The sequence below is a fragment of the Pyrobaculum ferrireducens genome, assembly GCF_000234805.1.
Taxonomy (GTDB): Archaea; Thermoproteota; Thermoprotei; order Thermoproteales; family Thermoproteaceae; genus Pyrobaculum; species Pyrobaculum ferrireducens.
The window spans coordinates 1900444-1926025 of the sequence record NC_016645.1 but is presented as its reverse complement, the minus strand read 5'-3'; the positions used below and the strand labels follow the sequence as shown (position 1 = coordinate 1926025).

At 55.3% G+C, this 25582-nt stretch carries 15 protein-coding genes and 1 pseudogene; 8 read left to right on the top strand and 8 right to left on the bottom strand.

Annotated elements, in window-relative coordinates; genetic code table 11:
• Window positions 1-11: 11 nt before the first annotated feature.
• Together P186_RS10770 and P186_RS10765 are read right to left on the bottom strand one after the other, a co-directional pair.
• The gene (locus P186_RS10770) at window positions 12-8081 is read right to left on the bottom strand and encodes a hypothetical protein (protein ID WP_014289520.1); all 8070 of its coding nucleotides are present in this window, start codon (window positions 8079-8081) and stop codon (window positions 12-14) included.
• Window positions 8082-8122: 41 nt separating this feature from the next.
• Window positions 8123-10045, bottom strand: a complete 1923-nt coding sequence (locus P186_RS10765) for a hypothetical protein (RefSeq protein WP_148682992.1) — start codon at window positions 10043-10045, stop codon at window positions 8123-8125.
• 49 nt (window positions 10046-10094) lie between these two features.
• Here P186_RS10765 and P186_RS10760 point away from each other — a divergent pair, with 49 nt between their 5' ends.
• Window positions 10095-13652, top strand: a complete 3558-nt coding sequence (locus P186_RS10760; protein ID WP_148682991.1) for a hypothetical protein — start codon at window positions 10095-10097, stop codon at window positions 13650-13652.
• Window positions 13653-13755: 103 nt separating this feature from the next.
• On the opposite strand, the gene P186_RS14395 is transcribed toward P186_RS10760, so the two are convergent.
• Both P186_RS14395 and P186_RS10750 read right to left on the bottom strand, forming a co-directional pair.
• A complete protein-coding gene (locus P186_RS14395; RefSeq protein ID WP_237179401.1) occupies window positions 13756-13938 on the bottom strand; it encodes a hypothetical protein in 183 nt (60 codons plus the stop codon).
• Window positions 13935-14540: pseudogene (locus P186_RS10750) on the bottom strand (TldD/PmbA family protein); the annotation flags it as partial. The gene P186_RS14395 and the pseudogene P186_RS10750, both read right to left, overlap by 4 nt.
• A 280-nt stretch (window positions 14541-14820) precedes the next feature.
• Between P186_RS10750 and P186_RS10745 the strand changes: the two are divergent.
• Together P186_RS10745 and P186_RS10740 are read left to right on the top strand one after the other, a co-directional pair.
• The gene (locus P186_RS10745) at window positions 14821-15270 is read left to right on the top strand and encodes a hypothetical protein (protein ID WP_014289516.1); all 450 of its coding nucleotides are present in this window, start codon (window positions 14821-14823) and stop codon (window positions 15268-15270) included.
• Window positions 15271-15322: 52 nt separating this feature from the next.
• Window positions 15323-16519 carry a zinc ribbon domain-containing protein gene (locus tag P186_RS10740; protein ID WP_014289515.1) on the top strand — a complete coding sequence of 399 codons (1197 nt, stop codon included), beginning with the start codon at window positions 15323-15325 and terminating at the stop codon, window positions 16517-16519.
• 227 nt (window positions 16520-16746) lie between these two features.
• Here the strand turns inward: P186_RS10740 and P186_RS14100 are convergent, their stop codons facing one another.
• On the bottom strand, window positions 16747-17022 hold the full coding sequence (locus tag P186_RS14100; protein ID WP_014289513.1) for a hypothetical protein: 276 nt from the start codon (window positions 17020-17022) through the stop codon (window positions 16747-16749).
• A gap of 128 nt (window positions 17023-17150) precedes the next feature.
• Here P186_RS14100 and P186_RS10730 point away from each other — a divergent pair, with 128 nt between their 5' ends.
• From P186_RS10730 to P186_RS10720, 3 genes are all read left to right on the top strand, one after another.
• Window positions 17151-18161 carry an ATP-binding protein gene (locus P186_RS10730; protein ID WP_148682990.1) on the top strand — a complete coding sequence of 337 codons (1011 nt, stop codon included), beginning with the start codon at window positions 17151-17153 and terminating at the stop codon, window positions 18159-18161.
• Between the two features lie 20 nt (window positions 18162-18181).
• A complete protein-coding gene (locus tag P186_RS10725; RefSeq protein WP_014289511.1) occupies window positions 18182-18580 on the top strand; it encodes an aspartyl protease family protein in 399 nt (132 codons plus the stop codon).
• A gap of 236 nt (window positions 18581-18816) precedes the next feature.
• Window positions 18817-19311 (top strand): PaREP1 family protein, encoded by a 495-nt coding sequence (locus P186_RS10720; RefSeq protein ID WP_014289510.1) that lies wholly within the window; start codon window positions 18817-18819, stop codon window positions 19309-19311.
• Here P186_RS10720 and cysS read toward each other — a convergent pair.
• Window positions 19306-20727 carry a cysteine--tRNA ligase gene (cysS, locus tag P186_RS10715; protein WP_014289509.1) on the bottom strand — a complete coding sequence of 474 codons (1422 nt, stop codon included), beginning with the start codon at window positions 20725-20727 and terminating at the stop codon, window positions 19306-19308. The two genes, P186_RS10720 and cysS, sit on opposite strands and share 6 nt — an antisense overlap.
• 121 nt (window positions 20728-20848) lie before the next feature.
• On the opposite strand from cysS, the gene P186_RS10710 reads away from it, so the two are divergent.
• Both P186_RS10710 and pyk read left to right on the top strand, forming a co-directional pair.
• Window positions 20849-22753 (top strand): beta-CASP ribonuclease aCPSF1, encoded by a 1905-nt coding sequence (locus P186_RS10710; protein WP_148682989.1) that lies wholly within the window; start codon window positions 20849-20851, stop codon window positions 22751-22753.
• On the top strand, window positions 22750-24099 hold the full coding sequence (pyk, locus tag P186_RS10705) for a pyruvate kinase (protein WP_014289507.1): 1350 nt from the start codon (window positions 22750-22752) through the stop codon (window positions 24097-24099). The genes P186_RS10710 and pyk overlap by 4 nt, the downstream gene beginning before the upstream one ends.
• On the opposite strand, the gene amrB is transcribed toward pyk, so the two are convergent.
• Window positions 24096-24941 carry an AmmeMemoRadiSam system protein B gene (amrB, locus tag P186_RS10700; protein WP_014289506.1) on the bottom strand — a complete coding sequence of 282 codons (846 nt, stop codon included), beginning with the start codon at window positions 24939-24941 and terminating at the stop codon, window positions 24096-24098. The genes pyk and amrB overlap by 4 nt on opposite strands.
• The gene (gene rpsB, locus P186_RS10695; protein WP_014289505.1) at window positions 24941-25567 is read right to left on the bottom strand and encodes a 30S ribosomal protein S2; all 627 of its coding nucleotides are present in this window, start codon (window positions 25565-25567) and stop codon (window positions 24941-24943) included. Before rpsB ends, amrB begins: the two co-directional genes overlap by 1 nt.
• Window positions 25568-25582: the final 15 nt, after the last annotated feature.

Here is a 25582-nt window from a genome sequence, read left to right as displayed (position 1 = left end):
AAAGAGGGTTTTTACTTCGGCGGGGCGAGAATCTGCATTAGGCGTCTCCTCCTCCAGTTGTTGTACTCAATTATCAATATCGCCAGTATCACAATCACCACTAGCAACAGAAGTGCGTAAAGCACAAGCGTGGGCAACGGTATCCTGGTATTAAAGATGTCTAGGCCAGCTGTGCCCGGCACAACCACTTGTATATTCTTCACATCGCCCGCATTCAGCGTCACCTGGGCCGTGGCGTCCTTACCCAGAGCCGACACCTTGACCTGGTAGCTACCAGCCAGCACCTCGACACTCTTCGGCGGGCTGGTAAACTCAAGGGCCAGCGGACCAGTAAGGCCGACATACGTCACATAGTTGTCAATCGGCTTCTTGTCGTCGTCAACAGCGGTGATACTCAGCTTAGCAGTCGGCACCTGTATAGTTGCGGTGGCGGTTTGCCCAACGCCAACATTCACAGCCTGTGTAAACTCTTTGTTAAACACCGAAGTCTTCACAGTGTACTGGCCAGCCAGCACCTCGACCGGCCCAACTGTGCCCTGACCGGTGGTGACGCCGACAACATTCACAGTCCAGTCACTCCTCACATTGCCAAAGCCGTCTACAACCTGCGCCACAAGCTTGCCAGTGGGTATCTTGACCCTAACCACCATCTGCGGACCCTTGGCGGTGAATGTCGTCGTGTTGGTGAAGCCGAGACCCGTTGCCCTAGCCACGTACCTCTCGCCGTCTACCAGCTCGGTGGTGATCTGGCCCATGCCAGTGGCGATGTTCTCCACAACCACCGGCCAGTCATTCCTCACGTTGCCAAAGCCGTCAACGACCTGCACAACAGCCTTCACAGTGGACACCGGTATCTGCAGTGCGTAGGCCTTCTGCATCAGTTCCAGTGTCTGAGTCTTTACCAGAGCCTTGCCGTCGGGGGTAATTGCGTTGGTGATTACCTTAATTGTGTACGGCTGGTCAAGGACGTCTGTCCTAGGCAACACTGCCTGTACCTGGCCGCCGCCCTGCGCCGCGGTGATGTTGCCGTATAGTATCTGCACAGTCCAGTCAGACCTCGGAGCGCCCGTGGCGTCGACAGCCTGTATAGTTACTATACCAGTGAGTCCCAGCTCGGCGAAATCCAATCCGGCAAGGAGGTCGGTAGTCTTGCCGCTGAACACTAAGAATTGACCACCCTTCACCGGCACCTCCTGGCCGCCCAGCGTGACGTGGGTGACGTATATGTCGACCGGGTACTCTACAGATACCGGCACCTTGCCCTGCAGAGTCATCACGCCGCCGCTCACGGTGAATGGAATCTTCACGTCGCTCTTCGTGCCGTTGAGGAACTCGACGCCCTTCACGAGGATGTAGCCCCTCGTGGCGCTGTTCTTCACAGGTATCTCAGTGGCGTACCTCACAGTAGCAACCACGTTCCAGCCAGTCGACGGCACCGAGGCACCCCTCTGTATCTCAAACCTACCAACAGCCACTAAGGCACCAGATGGGTCATAGACGTAGTAGTAGTAGCTGGTGCCGGGCACCTGCGACAGCACGCCGCTGGAGTACTTCGAAATCCTGAGGTCTACCACCTGGGCGCCGCCGTCGGCGCCGGTCTTGTTAGCCGCATTGACCAGCTGGCCAATTGTCGAGGTGTCTACAACCTTCACATACATGTTAGTCAGCGGCCTACCGGCGTCGTCCTTCACAGTCACAGTCAGCGGATAGACGTACGTCCTTATCTTGGAGTTCGTCGTCGCGTTGCCTAGCTCAGTGACGTCTCTCTGGATTAGCTGGTCGTAGATCCATATCGTGAACTCGGGCTTCCCTCTCAGCAACTCAACGATGTAGCCGTCGTACCACGACACCCTCACCACGTTAGTCAAGCCGATTGCAGATATGTCGGGCAGTGGATACACCAGCCTGCCGCTACTATCGCTGTACACCACGGCGTAGAGCCTGCCATTTCTGTCAAACAGCGCTATTGTCTGGTTGGCAAGCGGCCTGTCGTTCCAGTCGCGTATCTCAGCCAGTGGAAGCGTCGGGTAGCTGAAGACGTACTTATAGTCGGTGTCGCTGGACTGGACGGTCAAGTCGCCCCACTTGCCCTTTGTGACCTCGGTGATCTTACCGCCGAGTATATTGTAAGTCCAGTCTGACGTCTCGGCGTGGCTTGCGTAGAGCACATTCTGCACGTAGTACTTAGACTCCAGCGGCCGTAGATACTTCGTGACGTCAACCTCGCCTAGGCCGAAGTACTTAGCCGCGTCGTACAGACCCGCGTGGTAGACATTGAGGCCGTACTGGTAGTTCGGCTGCACCAAGTTGAAGTTCCACACGTCGGCCACGCTGAACATGTACGTCCTGCCGAAGCCGTAGCCGTTCAGCAGGGCCGTCGCCGTCTTGCCGGAGTCAACGCGCAGAGGCGACATAGGTATGGAGTACTTGTAGTCGCCGTACTTCACAGACAGCGAAGCAACCACAATCGGGAACTTCGCGTCGTTCTCCACAGTCAAGGCATCCAGCGCCACCGTGGGCAACTTAAACACGCCGCCCGCCAGCCACATGTCGGTGGAGTTCCACATATTCACCTTGGTGTAGTTGCTAAGCACCAATGTACTCGTACCAGACGTGCCGAAGCCCAGGCCGACTATGCTGCCAGAGCCGTCGAATTCGTCTAGGAATGTCTGGCTGGTCCAGCCAGCTGGGCAGACATTAGGCACGTAGTTGACCACCAGGTACTTCTCGAACTTGTACACGTTGATGCTCACCTTGTCGTCCTTCACAGTCCAGCTGTAGTACTTAGTGCCAAGCGCCGGTCCCTGCGACGGGTCGGAGCTCGCGGCGATTATCCAAATCCTCGCAATCCTAGACCCTGCGACGGAGGTCTTGTAGTACCAAGACGGCAACAGAGCAACCTCGCCAGACTTGACGACGTAGGTAATGGGCGTCCCGAATCCACCATATTTGTTAAAGGTGTCGCCGAAGCCGTTCATGGCGGAGAGATCTGGATCAATGTAGTACACCACGGTCTGCGGATCAATACGCTCAGGCACTCCGGGCGCAACTGGCATCTGGCACTCGTACATCGACACCGTCTTGTAATTAGCGGCAAGCGGTACTAGCTTCGACGCGCAGGCGCTAAACGGAGCGCTCCTCGGATCGTACATCTGGAATGTTATGACATACCGCACGGTCGCACCAGAGGTAGCAATGTCATAGGCCTTGGCGCCGACCTTGCCGAAGTTAAGCGACAACCTTACAAAAGTCATAGTACCATTGACGCCGCTCAGTATGTCGGTTAGGTTGTACACTACGGAGTCAATCTTGGTGTCGTTGTTGGCGAAGTAGGCCGTTATATTTACAAGCGCCTTTCCTCCACCAGAGGTCTTCCACGGCAGAACAACCTCAAGCGTACGGTAGTTAGGCACCTCCAAGCCGGAGAGCTGTAGCTCATATGTGTACTCGTCGTCCTCGCCTACAGCGGCCGCACCTGTCTGCGTGGCACAAATCTTTGTAGCGCCGGTGTAAGTCAGCACGCGCAATATGTCATTCCGCTCGACGACGTTAGTCGCGTGGTACAGCACGTTGTACTGTGCCAGGCTCCAGTCATAGGGCACCGAGAACCATCTGTCGAAGCTCACTGCATATTCTGCACCAGGTGAAGAGGTTGTCACAAGCACCATGGATGTGTAGGACCTATTCACAGCACTATATGTCACAGTAGCTGGGCATGATCCAGCGGTGATGGTTATATTCACCGTAATATCGTTCGATCCGGGTACAATCCTAATACTTCCACACTTGGCGCTGGCAACAACCTGAATTGTGTAGTTGGCGTTGATCGTATCGTTGTAGGGCTTATATAGTGTGCCGTTGATGGACACTAACTTACCTGTTATGTTCAGTTGTGGCTGTACTAAGTTGCCATTCTCAGTACCGTTGTACGCAGTAAGCATTATATAAGTTGAATTAGATGCCGGGTCCAGTACAATTTTTGCTCCTCTTAAAGTTATATTTACGGACTGGGACGCCGGGATTTGTATCGTGCCGCTACCGGCAGGAATGTCGTTGGCAACTCTATTCTGAATTGTCGTAGTTGTGTAGTTGTTTAGCGTGGTGAATTGATACTTGGCAACTGTGGCATTTCTAAGCAACGCTATGTTTGGCAGATATACAAAGTCACCACCGAACTGGGCAGGCGTGTAATTGCCGTACAGCCACGGTCCCTGTTTGTTACTGTCCACGAAGGCTGTGACGTTGTCATTAAACTGCTGACCAGCAGACTTCGCAAGCTCATTAGTTAGCAAGTACTGAAGACTGTATGTGCTGTAAGTGTCGTTGAACGGAGCGATTAGTTGCGGCACAATTGTCTTATTGGCGAACATGCCATCGGTCTTGTTCAGCGCCAGGCCGACGTAGACGTCGGTCAGTGTGAAGCCCACAAAAGTATCTACCGGTAGGCGCATACTCTTCGTGTATGTTGTCACGTTGATTGGGTACACATCCGCCTTTATGTCCACAAGCGGCCCGGTAATAGTCACGTAGTCGTCAAAGACCTTCTGGCCCATGTACCACACTACGAACCTCAGCCTCTGGCCCTTCATGAACAGCCTCGCTATCTCCGCCGCACCTGCCTGATACGGCTTCATCTGGCACACGTCAATTATGTCCTTGGGTTGCTGAGACGTGAGTAGATAAACCGCGGCGTATCTATCAGTTGAGGCGTTAGCCACGTAGCCGGCCATCGCCGCCAACGCATAAGCGTTGATGGCTGCGGAGTAATTGGCAACTGTATACCTAGGACAGCCCAAGGCTTTCTGTGCCTCGCTGAGGTACTTAGAGGCTAGGTTGAGGTATATGCTCCTCATACCGGTGATTCCAATAACGCGGAAGTCGGTCAAGATCTTGAAGTCGCCAATATTGAAGTCTCTCCATATAGAAGCATAGTGGTACGGGCTGTAGTCATCAGCCAGGAGCAACGTGACGTTGAGTAGTACAGGCCTCGTGGCCTGTGGATACGGCCCGAGGAAGACCGGCTGGCTCCTCAGTATATACTTACCTGTCTTGTCGAACACCCTCACTACTAAGTCGAAAACACCCACTGTTAGGTTAATTACTTTCCTTGTGTCTGTATAACTGGAAGGACATATAAACTTCGTGGCATTCTCTGATGTTAGTATCATAGTGTTGTTGAATACAAGTATTCCACTATCAATTACTCCCCTAGTGCCAAGTGTATAAACATCTACACTTGGGGAAAATCCTAATGCTCTGGCGTACGATGCATAATCGTTACCCGCTTGAACTTGAGCATATGTATATGGCCATCTTCTGTCATCCCTAGGAACTATCGTCCTAACAGTAACATTTATGTAAACACCTAATGGCACATTTGGCACATAGGCCATACCGTTTTTATTTGAAATACTACGCCCGATTTCAAATCTTTCAATCGACTTAGTCGCATTATTGTAAACACTCACAACGAAGCCCATCAATGGCTCCTTCACCGGATCATAATCAACAGATGCTACTTGACTCCAAACTCTGAACAAGAGCGGCGCTATAGGCAGGTACATCACCGGCTTCCTCACAACTCCGAACTTGACAGGTATGTTGAACCACACTGGCGAGGTAGCAGGCAACTTAGTGCGGTTGTCTACCGGGTACAGCGTGTAGCCGAAGTAGTTAAGCACGGCGTAGGCCTGTATGTAGCCACCTTTTAGATCAAGTTGCGGCTTGCCCCACTCGTCAATAGGCACAAAAATATCTACTGGCACCTCGCTACCCACTGGTAGCCTAGCAATAGTGACATTTTTGCCACCGGTATTCATGACCAGCGTCAAGCTCGCTCCAGCACGCCCAGCAGATATACCAGTGACTGGGTTTCCACAGGCATCTCTCATTAATATGTTCTGGAAAATTCTAATGATAGCTATGTGAATTACGTGCTCCCTGTCGTAGAACCTAGCCATTATCCCACGCGGATATAGAACTTGCACATCGTACATGTCCTTAGGTCTGTCGTCAGGCACGGCTTGCAGTGCGTCTGATGCATTAGCGTGGTAGAGTAATCCACTGCTGTTAATCACCGGGTAGTAAGCAACCACATTAGCGGTGCCCACAAGCACGTCGTCCTTGTATATCCTGAACTTGTACGCATAGCTACCAACCACCCCCATTGAGAATTTAGCAAAGAAGTCGCCATTTGCTAAGGCGTCGCTGTAGTTGAAGTACTTGATCACTAGTCTGCCGCCTATCTTTGTTAAGTTTGCAATTAATGTAGGCATGGGCAAGTAGCCGCTTGCGTTGAATAACACGGGTAGCGACAGCTTGGCGTTGCCCACAACGCCGGGGATGGGCTGATACGGCGGCAGGGTCCACACTATCTGCCCTAGCCACGGGTCGTACGACACGGCGCCGTCGTAAGCCATCCTGTCTATCTGCATCGTGTCTCCAGTCACGACAAATCTAAGGCCTGCCAAGTCTAGAGGATCTGTGTAGAAGTACTCTGCTGGGTTGGGGACCGCCGGCGGTAGGGAGTTGTTACTCCACCTCCACAGTCTAATCTGCACAGGTAGAATGGATACGTTCAACACACCGCTGTAGTCACCGGGCTCGGTCAGCGCTACTTCAAGAACTACGGCGTTGACCGTGTCTTGCTGGGAGGCGTAGTAGTACTCCACCACCAGCTTCGTAGTTAAGTCCGCCAGAGATATCTCCTTGTCAGTATTAGTCAGTGAAAGTAGCCCGCCTAGCCTTGTTACAGTAACTGGGTCGTAGAAGGCAAGTACGACATCTCTAAAGGTCTTGCCCTGGGCTCTCAACGAGTTGACGCAGTTCCTGATATAGGTGGTGATATCGTTAACAGTTATGGTACTGGGCAACGGGCCGCATAGCTCTGCTATTACATCAATCGCCCTGTTTATTCCTGCCTTCCACGTGGCTTGTGCCCTGTCAAATGTTACCCAGTCGTCGCCCAACTTCATCTGTATCTTGTAGCGGAAGTGCTCTGGGTTAAAGATTGGGTTACCCTTCAGGTCAAGCAACCCGTTTACAGTTACCTTGTAAAGCGTCATGTTCCATATAATTAGCCCACAAGACATCGGCGCCTCTACCAATGTCTTGTTCAGTGTCAGTGCCACATACCTCAGCGCTCCACTCGTCGTAAATAGGTCGTTTCTGCTCTTTATAACGACGCCTCTGCTCCCCTCGATGGTTATGTAGACGTAGTGATCATATTTCACCTTTGATGGATCTATGCTCACACTGTAGTCAGATGGGCTGGTGCCAGCCTTTCCTAGAGACGTCACGTAGGTGGCTAGGTAGGTGAAGGGACCGAACACCGCCGTCACCATTGGATCGTACTGCTTTACATAGTCTGTTGGGCCGCTCCTGGGACCTATATTGTCATCGAGTGTTATGGTGCTCCCCGCAATCGTGACCGTCCTGGTGAAAGTCAAGGCGAAGGGCTTGCCCAGCGTGTTTACACCAACGTAAAATGTGTGTATGACGCTAGAAGAGAGGTTACCGAATCTGCCGGCGCCGTTGGTTACCGTCAAGACGCCCCAGGGACCCGTGTATACCTCTGTGCCTGTGAGCTCTGGCCTGCCGCTGAGGTTGCCGATTACCTCTAGGAGGGCTGTGTCTGTGAAGGTCTGGTTGTATACTAGGAAGTAGGTGCCTGGTCTCGGCCACTCAACCACTATTGCGACGTACCAGCTTGTCTTCTTTGTGACGTCTACTCCGGCCGGCAGGTTTATGTTGAATCTGACGAAGCCTGTCTCGTTGCCGACGGCGGATACTCTAAAGTCTTGGAATACGGAGGGGTACTTGGGAGAGGAGGCGGTTTCTCTTATAATTAAGGTGAAGTTTTTGCCAGCGGCGAATTTGTATGGCGGGAAGTTGGCGAGGCCCTTGGGCCAGGGTGTGCAGAGGTCGTAGTCGGTGCCGTAGGCCCCCCTTGCGTCGTTTATCTGCAATATTACGTCGAAGACGGAGGGTAGCGCCTGTCCGGGGCCGTACTGGGCGTATGCCACTGTAGTTAGGACTGTTAGTAGTAGGACTGCCAGGATTGTCTTTGTTTGGTTATGCATAACACTCTGAATGTGGAGTCTTTAAAAAGTTTTCTCTACTATTAGGATATGACGAGACTCGCCGTGAGGGGGCCCTCTATCCTAACTTTCCCACTCTCGAAGTACACCTTCAGAGTGGTCCCGTCCCGCGTCTGCACCTCGACGTATTCCCCGTTCCATGTCGCCGACTGCGGCTTTTCGCTGTCTGTCCTGGCGAAAGCCGAAACTAGCCTCACGGCGTATTCGGTAGCAGACACTTCCGTAGCGGTGGGCTTCTCTGCGTAGAAGATAGAGGGGGCAAGCGAAGTAGGAACTTCACAGTTGCGTGGCTCTCCATTTATTAGTATCTTAGTGACTGCAAGGGGAGATGTTGTAAATTCTATATATATACTGTATCCAAATATGTTGGCCAAAAGCCACCCAGACTTGTCCTTTATCTCGCCTCTGTAGTCACCGCTGTATTCAGACCCCCAGTACGCCTTTAGGGTACCAGATATCTGGCGCCCCCCAGACGTATATGTGAGAGTGCCTGATACGCTTAAGATCTTGATGTTAGGTCCCCGAGGTCCCTCCTGAGTTTGACATGTTATTTTTACCTCTATCTGCCTGTTATCAGAGAATTCTATCTTTGACACATCGCTTATGGTTATTTTGAGTGGTGTTAGTTGCAGGGATGTCTTTAGCTTGTATAGTGTTGAGTTTATTTTTACCCATGCCTCGGCGCTTCCAGGGGCTTGTGACGTGGTGGTGAAGTTTTTAGACGCCGTCTCGCCCGGCGCGAGGCGGATTTTATCTACTCCGTCTGGGTGCTCCACTATCAACGTCACTATTCGTCTGGTGGCGTTTGTGGATATTATATATCCCCACTTCAGCGTGGCTGTCTTCTCCACAACGCTGAGAGTAGTCTCGTCGGTGGTGTTGGGGAGGGGCCAGCTTCTTTTGAGTTCGGGTGACCAGATTACTAGCTCTACCTTTGGAGCCACTATCTTGGCGACGAGGGTGTGCTTAACTGTGGCGTTAACAGCGCCCTTCAGCTGGAAGCCTACGTCGTAGACGCCGGCTCTGTCTACGGTGACGATCTTTGTTGTGTTTAGCCCCTTGCCGGGGGCTAGGCTGTAGTTTTTGCCGTCGATTGACAGCTCGGCTGTGGCGTTTCCTGTGTTTTTAACCCAGAGCCACACGGGGTACGTCTCCCCGGGCACGGCCTCCACCTCGGGGGGGCCGCCTATTCTCCACTCTAGCTTAGGGACGAGATAGTAGACGGAGAGGGGTATCTTGACGCCCTCTACCTCTACCATGGTGCTTCCAGCTACCTCTATGGCGACTGTAATGTTTACCGTCTTCTCCTCTCCTGGCCTTATCTCTACCCCGGCCACCCTCGCCGTGTAGTTGCCGACGTTTCTAATCCTTGCGCTGAGCGTAACGTTTGTGGGGAGCGACGTCACGTTTACCGCCAGGGGCTCCGCTACGAGCATGGGGGCGTAGTAGTACACAGCCACAACCCCTGTATATCTAGTGCCGTTGACGTCGACTTCTACCGTGTGGAGGCCCGCCCTGCGCGCCGTCATGTGTGCGTCGATTTTCGCCTCCTCGCCGGGCGCCAGCCTGCGGATGGAGCCGGCGACGTCCACCGAGCCCGTTCCGTTGCCGACGTTTCTAATAACTATGGTATAGTTTATCTGGAAGGGTAGCTTCGTGGTGTTCACCACTTTAGGCGCCACTATCTGCACCTCGATCTTCGGCAGGTAGATGGGGGCCCTAGCGGTTGTTGTATAGGTCTGCGTTGTGGTTGTCTGGGGGGTGTTTGTAGAGGTGGTGGCCGTTGCTGGGGTTGTCGAGGTTTGCGGGATCCTAGGCGGCGTGGTGGTGGGTGGTGGTTGCGTAGTTGTGGGCTGTGGGGAGGGGGGCTGGGTGGGCTGTAGGGCGAAGTATACGGCTATTAAGACGGCGGCTAGCGCCGCCATGGCCACAGCGGCTCTGTTCATGGCGCCTTTTCCGCGGGTTATATTTATATTTGGCGGCGGTAGCGGGTCCGTGCGTTTGTTTCTGCTTGTTCTCGCCGTTGCGGCGTCCGTGGCGGCGTCGACACACTTCGTCGTGACTCCCGACGACGCGGTCCTTGCCAACTACCTGGAGAAGGCCTACAGCTACTATACGGGGAAGGGCTTGGCCCCTCTCCCGCCTTGTAGTGGTGACAAGTACCTCGTCTACGTCAACGCCTCTGCCCAGTACCCCGGCGCCACGTACTTCGGCAACGGTTGTGTCTTAAAGCAGGAGTTTAGGCCTGGCTACACCGAGAGGCTTGCGTTCCACGAAGTGGCCCATATGTTTTTCGCCAGGTTCCACAACATTTTTGACTACTTCTGGATCGACGAGGCGACTCCGGAGGCAATGGCCTCCGTGGCCACCAAGGTTTACTACTTCCCCCCCATGTACTTCAGCGACGGGCTGTACGAGAAGAACCCCTTCAGCTTGGGGGAGGACAGGGTGTATGATTGGTATAAGTACAGCGCGCCTTTGGCGTGGTATCTAGAGCGCGCGCAACAGTGGGACGGCGTGTTGGCGGCCCTCTCCACGGGGCAGGGGGCGGCAAAGATGTACGTGGGGTTCCTCCTGGCGCTGGCGGGGGGAGTGGAGCTGGGGGGCGTTGTCTACAAGCCGAGGTACAGGCAGGTTGAGGTGGGGCCGGGGGCGGCGTATGACTACCCCGATGTCGAGGGGTACAGCGCCGTTTATTACAACATATCGGCGCCTCCCGGCGGCTTTCTGAGGATTGAGATCTCCGGCGGGGGGGCGGGGAGCGTCGTGTCTAACGTGGCGCTGGGCCGCGACGTATCTCTGGCGAACGGCACGCTTCTGGTGGCCCTTGTGAACAATTCCAGCAACACCGCCAGGCTGAGGGTGGCTTTTTACTACAGCGTCCTCAAGGCCAGGGCGGTGGACGGTGTCTACTACAGTGGCAACGTCACCGTGAGGATATATGCAGAATACGGCTTCCAGAGGGCGGTTGGGGCTGGGAGGATAAACGGCACAGTTGTCGACTTCAGAGAGGGGTTCGCTAGCTACACCTTCTCCGGCGGGTTGAGGCCATATGTCCTTAGGGTGGAGTACAACGGCTCGTGGGCCTATGTCTACCTAAACCTCACGGAGTTCGGCTTGGAGGTTTCCCCAAAGACGCTGTACCTTGGCAGAGGCGGCTACGGGGTGTTGAACGTAACCGTGGTTAACCCCAATCCGATAGACGTGCGTTGCGTCTTAAACGGCTCGGGCCACGGCGTGGAGATAAGACCTGTGGAGATCTACGTGCCGAGGAACACGTCCATCGTCGCTGGGGTGCCGTTTAGAGCCGTGGCGGATCCCGCGGGGTTCGTCGCGGTCCGTTGCGGGGAGGTGGTGGGCGCAGTACAGTTGTCTCAACCGGCTTACTCGCTGGATTACGACCTCGACAAGGGGAGGGGCGTCTTGCTTGTGAAATACGGATCTGAGGAGTCTCTATACGACGTGGCGGAGCTACCGGCGAATGTCAGCCTTAGCTACAGGGGCTATGTGGCGGCGGTGGTGAACGTGCCTAGGCCTGTTCTAGACGTCGCTTTCCTACCGCGGAGATTTGAAAATGAGTCGGTGGTGTACCAGGTCAATATCACTTTAAGCGGCGTCCCTCCATGGGCTAGGTTTAGGGGCACAGTTTCTATCACCGCAGACGGAAGAGAAAAAAGAGGGAACTACACGGGCGGGCCTTACGTAACGGAAATAACGCTTAGACCTGGAGCCAAGGCTACCGTGTCTGTCTCTGTTGGCATGTTGCGTAGAGAGTTTCCGATTGACGTGCCTATGGTTAACGCAACCTTGGAGCTTGTGAGGGTTGTGGTTAGGGGAGGCGTGGCGTCTATATGGGCTATGGTTAAGTTTGACATGGAGGTCAGAGATGATATACCAATTAAATTTCTTGACCCTAGGCCGTTGGGCGAGGCGCGTTTTGATGGCGGTTACATATTTCTGAACTACACCTACAGCGACGTCGTTGTTATTAGATATGCCGTGGCTGGTGAGGAGAAGTCGGCTTATGTTGAGTTGCCGAGGCCTAGACTTTCGGTTGAGCTTATTAACGGCGTGGTTACCCCAAGCGAGTTTAGAGGTCTTTTCAAGGTTGTCGTGGATGTGTGCAACCCCTCGGTTGATGCCCTCTACGTGGTTAGGGTGAACGGCACAGACGTAACGCTGAAAGTGGCGAAGGGTGGTTGCGCCTCTAATTCGACAGTTATCTCGGCTAGGGCGCGGTACAGCACCGACATTTCTTTCAGCTTTGTGACCTCGTTCGGCACCTTTGACAAGCATCTGCACGTCCCCCCGCCTGCGGTTAATGCAACATTACTACAGTGGCGTATATCCGGTAGCAGAGAGGCGGCGTCTGTCTTGCTTAGAGTCACTACGCAGAACTACACATACATCATCTTCAATAAAGAGGTGTCTGGTAGTGCAGAATTTATAGAGGAGGTTGAGGTTTCTAATGGAGTAGCTGTGATTAACTACGGCTTTGGCGTGGTTCAAATTAGGAGGCCTCAGCTGGGCATATTGGCCCGACCGGTCGCGGCGGAGGTCGGCACGCCCTTTGTTCTCAACGTTACTATTAGAGCCCCCGAGAATTTGTATATAGATGCCCCTCTCAACACATCGCTAAACGTGTCTAAGCTCGTCTCCGTGGGTCCCGGAACCCAGGAATTTTCTCTGGCGGTTCCCGGCGTTAGCTCACCTGGCTTCTACAACGTCTCTATATCCCTAGGCCCCTATGTGAATTACACTACCTTGCTGGTTTACCGAGTCAACGTCACCATCTCGGCGCCCTCTCTGGCGCCGGTTGGCGCGCCGGTAAACATCACTGTGATAGGCCATGTGTACCCCAGTATAGACACGTCTGTGCTTCTCAGTGTTTCCGGCTGCGGGGTGTACAAAGGGGTTGTGAGGCTTAACCAAACTATTCAGTACAGCTCCGCGAGGCCGTGCGCCGCCGTCTTCACAGCATACACAAATACAACTAAGGCGTCTGCGTCTGTGCGGTGGGCTTCGCTCACCGTGGGGGTTAACTACACTAGGCTGGGCACCATAAGGGGCCTACCCGTGTTTCCCCCGCGGGGCTTCTCTGCATACGCTCTGCTGGGCGGGGTGCAGGTACCTGCGCGCGTCGAGGTGATCGGCGACTTCGACAGGCTGGGCCGCGTTAGCTACAACATCACCGTTGAGTACATGGGCGTTGTGAACAGGTCCGTCTTCGTCGGCTACGCCGCGCCGCCGGGGAGCTACACCGCGGCGAATAAAACCCTCGGCCTTCTGCCGCCTGAGGCTCGGCCCTATTTCCAGTACCTAATGGAGAGGGCCGCCGCCACCGGCGACTGGGGCCTCGTCGATCAGATATCGAGGCTCTACACGGGCGCCCCGACGCCTATGGCTCTACTGGCTAGATACCTCGTGGAGAGAGACCTAGCCGCCGGGAGGGGTCCCAACGTCGCGGCGGCCGAGGCGCTGAGGCAGATAGAGCCCCTTGTACTAGGAATAGCGGGAGGCCTCTTCCTGGCCTTTGTCCGCAGGTTTGTCTAGAGGAGCAACAACTCGGCCTCTTTAAGAGTCCCCCTCACGGGGTCGACCTCTAGGCCGAAGATCTCAAGCGCCGTCATCCCGACGACGTCAGCCTCTCCGAATATCACGGGCACCCCCGCCTCTCGCCCATTAAGACGGGGCCGGCCTCTCCCACGTCCCTCTCCACGTAGCCGCCGAATGCCTTGAATCTACGCCTCCTCAATGGCTTTACGCCGAGCGACTCGAGCACGTCTCTCCTCACCACGGTGGCCTCGTCTAGCCTGCCTGCGAGGATTTTGAGTATCATGTCACCACCCTGAGGCTTCTGCTTCTGAAGGTGGGGCCTCCCATGGTGACTGGGATGCCCTGGGAGGGGTTGCCCTTGCCGCATGTCCCTACGAAGAGCTGGAAGTCTCTCCCCACGGCGTCTACGTTGCCCCAGAGCTCTGGGGTGTCCACCTCCACGAAGCCTTTTACTGGGTGTTTCACCTCGCCGTTTTCAATGAGATAGCCCTCGAGGATGCCGTACCTCCCCGAGTACCTCGTGTCGTTTATATTCCACTCGGTGTAGGAGACCATGTAGATGCCCCGCCTCGTGTCGCTGATGATTTCGCCGGGCTTCCAGTCCCCCGGCTCTAGGTAGGTGTTGGACATCCTGGGTATGGGCTCTCTGTCGAAGGCGGAGGCCCGGGCCCCGGCGTTGCTGTTGCCGCCGATGACCGCGGCGTACTGCCTATTGCTTATGAACTCCGCCGCCTCTCCCCTCCTCACCAACTGCTTAGGCCTCGCCACGACGCCCTCGTCGTCCACCAGATAGAAGCCGTAGGTGCCGGGGATGGCGGGGTAGTCCGTGATGTTGACAAGCTCGCTGCCGATCCTGACCTTGAGGTTGCCCGGCTTAATGTAGGATCTCTGCCACTCATCCGGGTTTAGGTTAATGGCGATCTTGCTTGCCGATGTTCACATACGCCACCCCTCGCCTGGCTATGGTGGGGTAGACGTAGTGGATTACGGTCATGTATAAATCAAAATTTAAGGTCAGCTATGACTTTCCACTGCCTTCTCTACATTTTTCCTGATTCGGTATCGTATGTATTTCCTGATTCAAGAAAAACATCTGACGTAAGGTCAGGTAAAATGTATATGGGGGAGTTGAAAGCTGTAGCTGGCTTTAAACCCTGGTGTATACGTGGGGGCTGTCTACTACGTCTACCTGGCCGTGGCCGGGGGGCGGGTGGCGTACGTAGGCGTCGGCAAGCGGGGCGGCTACTACGACCGCGTCTACATGCACCTCCGGGGGCACTCCTCTGCGGCAAGGAGGGGGCTTAGGGCCGACGTCTTCATCATCCTGGCCTACACGCGGAGGAGGCGGCTGGCGGAGATGTGGGAGGCGTGGCTCCACGCGGTCTTCGACCCGCCGTACGCCGAGAGGAAGCCGAGGAGGCCGCCCAGGAAGCCGCCCCTCCTCCCCAGAGCCAGACGCCGAGACAAGCCGGTGGAGGAGCCCATGGCGGCGGCGAGGTGTGCAAAGCTCATGGGCGCCCCGCTGGCCAACGCCTCTACGCCTCTGGCAGAGACTACCGGCGGCCGCTCGGAAAACTGCGCTGTTGTACATACGGACAGACCGCCGCCGGGCTGAGGCCACAGCAGTGGGACGTCAATTCCACGTGTGGAGGTGTGCGTAGCGGGACATGGGCTACCGGACGCTGGTGGTAAAGAGGAGGGTTGAGGAGATACCGCCGCATCAGCTGGCCAGATTTCTAGAGGTGCAGGAGAGGTTTAGACAATGGGCAACGGAGTGGTACAAGAGCGGATTCAAAACGCCGATGCCAGAGCAGAACCCGCTGAAGTACTTCGCCAAGGAGCTAAAGTATGCGATGAAACTAATTCCGGTTAACGGATTGAAAAACGGCATCTGGAAAGTGCCATTGCCCTTCGACGCAGAGATGAGGTTGGACAAAAACGCGGGTGACAATAGCCGCGGTGTCCTAGTGGATTTAGTCGAATCTAGAGATGGGAAACAGAAAGAGAAGGCGATCAAAATCAGAAAGTGGAGTGGCGAGCGCGGCAACACCATTGTGATTAGGCTGAGGAGAACAGAGATCAAATGGATTGAGGAGAGGCTAAGGGAAGGCGCCCAATTGAAGTTTGCCTTAGCGTGGATGGGCAAGCGGCGGAATAGCAACATCGCCACTTTCAACGTGGCGCTCATCTTTTACAGAGAGGTGACGCCATATCAGCCCAAGCGGCTTCTCGTAGTAGACGTCAACGCCCTCCACAACGGCATAGTGATAGCCACCATAGAGGAGGATAAGGTGTTGCAGAAGGGCATCTTGAGGCCTGATCTCGGCCGCATAGGCCGCTCGGAGAGGGAGATCGCCAGGCTGGACTCCCTCTGCTCCACAAAAGGCGGCGCCTACTGCAGAAAGGCCGTGGAGACGAAGAGCCGCCTCTGGCGGCTGTGGAGGCAGTGGAGTATTGAGGCTGTTAAGAAGATTGTAAAACTCGCAGTGCAGTACAGAGCCGCCGTCGTAGTGGACGAGCCCATGGACGAATCTATACGGGGGCTGAAGAAAGGCGATAGGGTAAAGTCAAACGTCAAGAAGTATCTCAATGTGGGGAGGCTTGTGAAGAGGCTGAGGGAGCTTGCCGAGTGGCACGGGGTGCCCTACGCAGAGCTGAGGCTGTACTCCACCATATGCCCCAGATGCGGAGCAAAGATGGAGGAGTTACCGAACAGAAGGATGAGGTGTCAGTGCGGCTTTGAGGCTCAGCGCGATGAAGTGCCTATACACTGGGCCCAGAAGAGGTTCCGTGAAATACTCCCCCCTTTTTTCCACCGTGACGCCTTACGTTCAACTCCCCTATCTACATTTTACCTGACTTAACATCGGACAATCTTCCTGATTCAGGAAAAACGTACGGCATCAAGTCAGGAAAAATGTAGAAGGGATGTTACACCGCCTCTGTGTAATTAAGAACTGTCCACATGCCGTTGTAACTGAGGGAGGGAGGCACCGAGGCCAGTTCCAAATCAAAAACTAGAATTGATGAAAGCGGAATCGGCGCGGCCGCATCTACGCCACACGTTAATTCATAAATAGGAGGTGTGTTTCTACGCACATGGGCAAGCTGGCGCCCGCCCCGCCTCCCGCGAGGGCACCGGGAGGCGAAGCCGTGCCCAATACGCTCTTGCAGAAGGGGCGGCGCCAACCCTCCGGGCGGCCCCGCCCTGGAAGTCCGCAAGGACGATCCGGGGCCCCGTGCCCCCCGGGACGCCCGGAGAGTGGAAGGGGGCATATATAGCCCCCGTGTCTACCACGCCCTCTACCTCAACGACCCGCTCTGGCGCGGCTGGGTTGAATACGCCGACCCTAATTTTGATGATCATATAGCCCAACTCCGCGTCAGGTTAAAAAGCTGTGGCTTGCGGACAAGCTTACGGCGGTGTGTTAAACGGCGATGCTGGGTGCGCGGCCGGGGTGTTTGAAGTTAATATAGCTGTTTGTGGGTGTATGTGTGGAGAGGGTTAGGCTGAGGTTTGCCAGGGGCGTCTATGTGGAGTTTGTGGATAGGGAGCTGGGGCTGAGGTGGGTGGAGGAGTGGGCGGAGCGCGGCACTAGGTTTGTGCAGCTGGTCTACGGGCCTGAGGGGTGCGGCAAATCTGCGTGGCTTATTCAAGCCGCCGAGTTGTTAAAGTGGTTTGGATTTGACGTAATTTACATAAATCCTGTGGAGCGTGTATTTCTCGCAGAGGTTGAGGTGCCTGATGTGAGGCGGAGGTTTCTAGAGCTTGTGCGGGAGGCGTCGGAGGGCGTCTGGAGCAGAGTTGCTTGGGCGGCTTTAGATCTGGCGAGGGATTTAATTAGAGGTGGCAGGAGACGCCTCGCCGTCTTAGCCGATGATGTTTTTCAAGCTATCGGCCTTGAGAAAGCCGCTGTTTATGTAAAGGGGATGTTGGGGCTTATAGAATACCCGCCCGGCGACTACGATGTTATTGTAGCGGTCGCCGCGACGAGCGAGGGCGTCTCTCTGCGAGAAATCGGTAGGCACAGATGGGCAGATTTGAGGGTCATGTGGAACATGTCGGCGGAAGGATTTAGGCAACTGTACGACCGCGTGCCGGGGGAGAAGCCCGCCTTTGGCAACGTGTGGAGGCTAACTGGCGGCAATCCCTCAGCTCTTGCGAAGCTCTGCGAGGCGGGGTGGGATCCATCGGATGTTGTAGAAGACGTCTCGGCCCGGGGGAGGGTCACTAGTAGCTTTGTAGAGAAGTGGCGTAGCTGGCTGGAGCGCGCGGTGGAGGATCCAGACGTCCTCTGGAGCGGCGACGCGCCTGAGGGGCTTATAGATGAACTCGTCGAGAGGAATCTTGTTATATTCCACCTGCCGAATAGAGACTCCCGGCTCTGGATAGACGCCCCTCCGCCTGCGCATGACCCGGAGATAGGCGTGGGGAGGCGGGTGGCGTGGCAGACACCACTGCACAGAGAGGCTGTTAAGAGGGCCTTGGAGGCGCAGGCAATATAAATCTGGCGGATGGCGGTGTCGTGGGCACGTTTACTGTAAGGGCTCGGGTGTGGAATATCCACAACCCTGCAAAAGCAGTGGAGGTTGACCTGTTAGTAGGCACAGGAGCGACCTATACGGTGATGCCAGCGGAGTTGCTGGAGAGTCTTGGGGTCTCTGCGGTGAGGGTGGCTAGGCTGAGGCTGGCGGACGGCAGAGTTGTGGAGAGGCGCGTGGGCGAGGTGGGGATAGATGTCGAGGGCTTCAGAGCCTCTGCAACTCCCGCGGTCTTCGGCGACCGTGATATATACCTACTGGGCTCCGTAACTATGGAACAGCTGGGCCTGGCGCCAGACCCCGCGGAGAAGAGGCTCAAACCGGTGGAGGCGTTACTAATGGGGATCTACAGAGGTTCGATACGTGTGGAGACAGTGAGGTAGGGCAACTTTGATACTTGACGATAGTGAGGACGTGGATAGCCTCACAGCGTTAGCCAGCCCCCAGCACGCGCCTAAACCGCCGCCATACAATGCCGTTCAGACCCGCAGAGCTGTATTACGGCGTATAGTCTAACAAATGGTTATAGGCAGGCCAGATCTCTCAAGTCTCGGATAAACGTCTACATGTGGGCGTGAGGGGGCATTAAGCTTATTAAAGCGCTTGGCAGACGTCCTCTGTGCAGATAGTTCATCCCTGGCGGGACTTGAGGCGCTATGTGGAGATTAGGCTCTTAGAGGCGCTGGCGGAGGCTGATTTGGCTCTGCGTTTTCTCGACGAGGGGTTGCATAGAAACGCGGCTGGGAAGGCCTTCCAGGCTTGGAAGGCCGCCCTCGCCGCGGCGGCCGCGCTGGCGAGAGATTTAATGACTGCGAAATACAGGGGGAGAGTAGCTACGCGCGAGGGCGCTGAGGTGGAGCTGGCAGATTGGGTAATAGCCCTGATGCCCACGGGGAGGATGTGGGAGGCGGCCCGTGTGTTGAGGAGGGCCTACGGCGACGAGGTGGTTCTGCTAACGGCCCTGGCGCTCAGCCTCCACGAGGTTCAGTACAACGGGCTGGATGAAAGCGGCGTTTTGAGCAAGTACTCCAGCCTCGAGCAGGTGGAGGAGGACGTGAGGGAGGTCGTCGAGCGGATTAGAAAATTCGTCGAGGAGTTGAGGAGGAGGCTATAGCCTTCTTCTGTAGGTGTAGTAAGTCCTCTGGCCGAAGTCGTGTAGCTCCACCCCGATCCCGGCAAGCCTCTCTCTCAAATAGTCCGCGAGCTGGTACTGCTTCTCTTGTCTCAGCCTTGTCCTCGCCTCCACCACCGCCTTCACCACCTCGTCCACCTCCTTAGGAACCTCCCTCCTCTCCAGCACGCCGAGCACGTCGGCCATTTTGACGTACTGCGTGAGGAGGTCAAGCGCCGTCTGGCGCGAAACCTTGTCCACCCTGTGCAGGACGGTGGAGATTATGTAACGGGCCAGCCCATATAGCTGTTGCACCGCCTGGGGGGTCGAGAAGTCGTCCTCCAGTGCGGCGTAGAACGCCTCCACGTACCTCCCGTAGTCCAGCTTCTCCCTGTCCTCCTCGCCTGCGTCTGCCACGGCTTGGCTCAGCTCGTCGTAGGCGGTGTAAAGGGTCTTCACCATGTCCTCCGCTTGATCTAAGAGCTCAAAGGAGAATTCCATTGGCTTGCGGTAGTGGCTCATGGCGTAGGCCAGCCTCAAGGCCTCGCCGCTGTATCTAGACAGCACCTCCTTCAGCGTAATTACGTTGCCCAGAGACTTCGACATCTTTTCCCCCCTGACGGTGAGGTACCCCACGTGGATCCAGTACCGGGCGAAGTTGTCAACGCCGAAGTAGGCCTTGGCTATTGCTATTTCGTTCTCATGGTGGGGGAATATGAGGTCGGCGCCTCCGCCGTGGAAGTCGAAGGGCACGCCGAGGTGCTTTGTGGACATCACGACGCACTCCAGATGCCAGCCAGGCCTGCCGGGGCACCACGGCGAATCCCACCAAGGCTCGCCGTGGCTCCAGCTTTTCCACAAGGCGAAGTCAAGGGGGTTTCTCTTGCCCGGCTCGGGCTCCACCCTGGCCCCTGCGATTAACTCCTCGATCTTCTGTCTGGAGAGGACGCCGTAGTTAGGCACTTTCCCCACCTCGAAATATACAGAGCCGTCGGGCGCCACGTATGCATAGCCCTTCTCCACGAGGGCGGAGATCCACGCCACCATATCCCCCACGTGTTCTGTGACTCTGGGGTAGGCAGACGCCGGCTTTATGTACAGCCTTTTTGACATTTCGAAAAACTCGGCTATGTACCTCTCCGGCACCTCTTTCCACCGCCGGTATGCCTCTTGTCCAAATTCTTCCCGTGCCCTGTTTATAATTTTGTCGTCCACGTCGGTGAAGTTTATCACGAGCCTCACTTCGTAGCCAAGATTTTCGAGATACCGCCTAAACATGTCAAAGAAGACGTATACCCGCCCATGCCCCACGTGGACGTGATCGTAGGGCGTAATTCCACAGACATAGCCGCGGACTAGGCGAGGGACATACGTCGTGAATTCCTCCACCTCCCTTGTCGCCGTGTTGTAGATCCGCACATCTTCTGGAATAATCTGTTAAATATCTATTCTGCCTAGCCCAGGGCCGCGTGTACTTCGGCGCCCGATCTGCGGCTCAGCTCTCTGGGTAATGTTTATATATGTGGTAGTGATGCCGCTTGTGTCTTTTTTGGAATTGGAAAACAAGGTAAAGGCTATTCTGTCGGGTGTTGATGTGGTTAGGGTAGCTTTTGAAGGACCTAACCTCTGTATATATGTCAAGAAGCCTGCTGAAAATGTGCTAGACATGATCGGCGAGGTGGCGAAGACGTTGAAGAAGCGCGTAGTTCTCAGAGCCGATGCGAGTAGCAGGATGTCTGAGAAAAGCGCGGCTAAGGTAATTAGAGAGATTCTCGAAGACGTTGAAGATGTGGTTTTTGAAAGTAACGGCGATGTCTATATTTACCTCGCGCGTCCTCTGCGTGAGAGGGATATCAAGGCCGCGGCGCGTGAGATTTTTCTGAGGACTGGCTGGAGGGCTGTGATTGAGAGCGGGGTGCCTAGGGACAGGGTGAAGTTGCCCACTCATGAAATCGTGGGTGTGAGGCAGATTTTTCACAAGGCGTATGCGCAGAGGGCAGAGCTCATGGACTACCTCGCCAGGTATATCCACCAGGAGCCTGTGGTGAAGGAGGGGCCCATAACAGTGACTTTTCTCGGCGCAGCGATGGAGGTGGGGAGGAGCGCCATTCTGGTGAGCACTACGGAGAGCAACGTCCTTCTCGACTGCGGCCTCAAGCCGGGGCAGTACGACGAGGACTTCCCGCTTCTCGACTTGGTGGATATCGACAAGCTCGACGCTGTTGTTCTCACCCACGCCCATATGGACCACGTGGGGTGCCTCCCGCTGTTGTTCAAATACGGCTACAGGGGGCCTGTCTACATGACCGACCCAACTAAGTACCAGGCCTTTATACTTCTCAGCGACTACGTGGAGCTCAAGGAGCGGGAGGGCCTCCAGCCCAGCTTCTCCATGGCAGACATAGAGGCTGTGATATACCACACCATTACGCTTGACTACGAAGAGGTGACTGACATAGCTCCCGACATTAAGCTGACTTTCTACGACGCTGGTCATGAAATAGGCTCGGCTATGGCCCACCTACACATAGGCAACGGCAGGTATAACATCCTCTACACGGGGGATTTCAAGTACGGGAAGACTAGGCTGTTGAACCGGGCGGTGAATAAGTTTAAGCGAGTGGAGATGCTCATAATGGAGTCTACCTACGGGGGGAAGGACGACGTGCAGCCCCCGCGGCTGGAGGCGGAAAATGCCTTAGCTAAACACGTCTCCGACACAGTCTCTAAGGGCGGCAAGGTGTTGATACCCGCCTTCAGCACCGGCAGGGGGCAGGAGATTCTATACATCCTGAACAAGATGATAGAGGGCGGGCTTGTGCCCCGCGTACCCATCTACGTAGACGGCATGATTGTGGAGACGCTGAACGCATACCTCATGTATCCGCACTACCTCAACCCCGAGGTTGCCGAGGAGATATACGGCGGCGTGAACCCCTTCACAACCTCGGGGAGTGTCGTCATCGTCGACCGCGCTAAGCGCGTCGAGGATAGGATAAACCAAGTGGCTAAGATCGCGCAGAGCGAGGAGCCTGCGGTTATAATAGCGCCGCACGGCATGTTAAACGGCGGGCCTGTGCTGGACTACTTCGCCCAGCTAGCCTACGACGAGAGGAATAAGCTGATCTTCGTCTCGTACCAAGCGGAGGGCACCCTGGGCCGGAGGATTCTAAACGGGGAGAGGGAGTTTGTTATTAGGAGCTTGGTGGGGGGCGAGTCTAAAATTGACATGAGGATGGAGGTGGCTTCTATACCTGGGTTCTCGGGGCACAGCGATAGGAGGGAGCTTATGAAATACGTCGAGCATATGGAGCCTAAGCCTAAGAAGATTGTGCTTATACATGGGGAGCCTTCTAAGATAATCAGCTTGGCCACATCTATAGAGTTGAAGTACAAAATCACCACTGTTATACCGAAGGTGGGGGAGAGGATCAGGGCGTTGTGACTCTTACCAAGAGAGTCGCCACGTTAGGCCCCTCCACCGACTCGCTACCGCCTGACGAGTTTGAGAAGCTCCTTGACTTAGTAGACGGCGTCAGGATTAACCTCGCCCACGCCACTCTCGACGAGGTTAAGACAAGGATAAACGCAGTGAGGACCTACGAGAGGAGCCGCAACCGACCGCTTGCTATCATTGTGGATCTCAAAGGCCCAAGCGTGAGGGTGGGAAACACAGAGCCTATTAACATAAAAGAGGGGGATAGGGTAGTTTTCAGACTTAGCTCAAAGTCGGACGGCTCCTACGTCCCCGTGGCGGTCAAGACATTTTTCCAGATAGTCGAGCCTGGCGACGCCATCTTGATGCTAGATGGCAAGCTAAGGCTTAGGGTTGTTGAGGCGGGTCAGGACGTTGTGATCTCTGTGGCGGAGTCAAGCGGGGTTGTGACTAGTGGGAAGGCCGTGGTGGTTGAGGGGAAGGATTACGACATACCCACCCCCGCGGAGGAGGATGTGGAGGTATTGAAGGGAATCTCCGTAGTTAGAGAGGAGATCGACTATGTCTCTGCTAGCCTTGTGAGGAGCTGTGGAGATGTGCAACGTCTAAAATCCCTCCTCAGGGAGCTTGAGTTCGACAGCCACTTGGTTGTGAAGATAGAGACTAGGGGGGCAGTTGAAAAGTTGGGGGAGCTCGCGGAGTGTAGCGATTACGTAGTGGTGGCTAGAGGGGATTTAGGTCTGCATTATGGACTCGACGCCTTACCCACAATACAGAGGAGGGTAGTACACACCTCGCTTAGACATGGCAAGCCGGTTGCCGTGGCTACCCAACTTCTAGACTCTGTGCAGTATTCACCGGTTCCCACGAGGGCTGAGGTTAACGACGTGTTCACCACGGCGTCTATGGGCGTAGATAGCCTCTGGCTTACCAACGAGACTGCAAGCGGCAGATACCCCCTGGCAGCCGCCGGCTGGCTCTCAAAAATACTATCGACAGTGGAGTACCAAATCACAGAGTTTGCCCAGCCACAGGACGCTAGGGATCGTTTCGCCAAGGGCCTTGTGGAGCTCGCCGGAGATCTTGGGGCCAATATACTTGTTTTCAGCAGGAGCGGCACATTGGCGAAGAGAATAGCGAAGTTTAGACCTCTCGGCACAGTCTACGTGGGGACGCCGAATGTTAGAGTTGCCCGCGCCCTCTCTATAGTATGGGCCTTGGAGCCGCTACACGTACCTGTCGAGAGTTATGAGGAGGGGCTTGAGAGACTTATCTCGCTGAGGGGCTCAGCTCCCTTCGTAGCCACTTATGGAATTAGAGGGGGGACTCATATGGTGAAGATAAGGCTCCCCTAGCGGTAGAATAGAATGCTGGCGTATCCAACAGTTTCCTCTCTATAGCCGCTGGTGTCTCCCGAAGTGGCGTGTTTCAGCAAAGTGGCGTTTAGATAGCCGAGCTCCTTGGCTACTACGATAAGGACGCCTATAGGCCCCAGGCCGCATATCGAGATGTCGAACTTAGACGCGACTTCGAATAGACTCGCCTCGTCGAGTTTCAAAATCTTGCTAATAGCCATCTCGTCTTTCCGCGTAGTCACGTCGTGGGGCTCGTAGTGGTTGAAATCGCTACTGGCGATTACATATACCCTTCTGCCGTACTCTCTCAACGCTCTGGCTATTGCAACCCCCAGCTCTCTTGATGTGGAAAGCGTCTGTCTCCAAATGGTGATCGGGACTATTTTAACGTCGCCGAAGTAGTACTGTATGAAGGGCATCTGCACCTCTAACGAGTGCTCCTTGGCAAAGGCATAGAAGTCGTCCTCCAGCTCTTTGTAATGCGAGGCGATAAGCCCGGCTAGCTCCTCGTCTATTTCAAGCCGCCCCAGGGGGGTCTCCCAGACACCTGACTTCATAATCGCCACGGGGGCGCCTATTCCGTAGTGATTGGGGCCCACAACGACGAAGGCGTCCGGCTTCCCGAAGCCGGCTAGGTAGGAATATAGCCAAGCGGCCACGGGCCCCGAGTACATATAGCCAGCGTGGGGGGCCACGCCCCCCAGGGCCTCGGCGCCGAGCTTAGGCATTTGGAGAGCCTTCGGCCCTAGTTCGTGCTTCACTGCCCAGTCTATTTGTTGCAACAACTCCTCGCGTTCCGACTCGTAGAAATAGCCGGCGACCGCCGGCTTTCTGACCCGCATTACGTCTGTACGAGCCGCGTCTCGAACTCCTCGGGCGGCACCGGGAGGTCTTGGTCGGGTTTCAACTCGCCCCTCTCCCTCAGCACCTGCCTAGCAAGTACCCAGAATATCAAGGCGAGGCTTTTCCTACCCTTGTTATTACACGGTATCATAAAGTCGATGTACTGGTGTGGGGTGTCGGTGTCTACGAGGGCAATCACCGGGATTCCCATCTTGGCGGCCTCGCTAACCGCCTGCGCGTCAAGCTTAGGATCAACCACGAAGAGTAGGTCAACTTCTTGGTAGTGAGGTAGGTTTGGGTTTGTCAATGTACCCGGTATGAATCTACCAGTAAGCGCTCTGCAACCAACAAATTTACAAAACATCTGCACCGGCTTAAAGCCGTAGGGCCTCGTGGTGTGGGCTAAGATTCTGTCTGGCAGATACCTGGCAATTAACTTGGCCGCTATTTTTAACCGCTCGTCTATTTTCTTAATGTCAAATATTCTCAACCCGTCGGGCCTCACCGCGAATATGAAGCCTCTATCTTCTAGGTACTTGTTAGACAGCCGCGTGCCCAGCCTCACGCCGGCGCTTAGATACTTCTCAAGCGGGACTAAATACTCATACTGCATTTCCTCCGACATACAAGAGCGCGCTAA

What these genes read in the sequence shown, in the direction of transcription:
- P186_RS10770 (WP_014289520.1), bottom strand. Translation starts at nt 8,081, where the DNA reads ATGCATAACCAAACAAAGACAATCCTGGCAGTCCTACTACTAACAGTC.
- P186_RS10765 (WP_148682992.1), bottom strand. Translation starts at nt 10,045, where the DNA reads ATGAACAGAGCCGCTGTGGCCATGGCGGCGCTAGCCGCCGTCTTAATA.
- P186_RS14395 (WP_237179401.1), bottom strand. Translation starts at nt 13,938, where the DNA reads ATGATACTCAAAATCCTCGCAGGCAGGCTAGACGAGGCCACCGTGGTG.
- P186_RS10740 (WP_014289515.1), top strand. Translation starts at nt 15,323, where the DNA reads ATGGGCTACCGGACGCTGGTGGTAAAGAGGAGGGTTGAGGAGATACCG.
- P186_RS14100 (WP_014289513.1), bottom strand. Translation starts at nt 17,022, where the DNA reads ATGATCATCAAAATTAGGGTCGGCGTATTCAACCCAGCCGCGCCAGAG.
- amrB (WP_014289506.1), bottom strand. Translation starts at nt 24,941, where the DNA reads ATGCGGGTCAGAAAGCCGGCGGTCGCCGGCTATTTCTACGAGTCGGAA.
- rpsB (WP_014289505.1), bottom strand. Translation starts at nt 25,567, where the DNA reads ATGTCGGAGGAAATGCAGTATGAGTATTTAGTCCCGCTTGAGAAGTAT.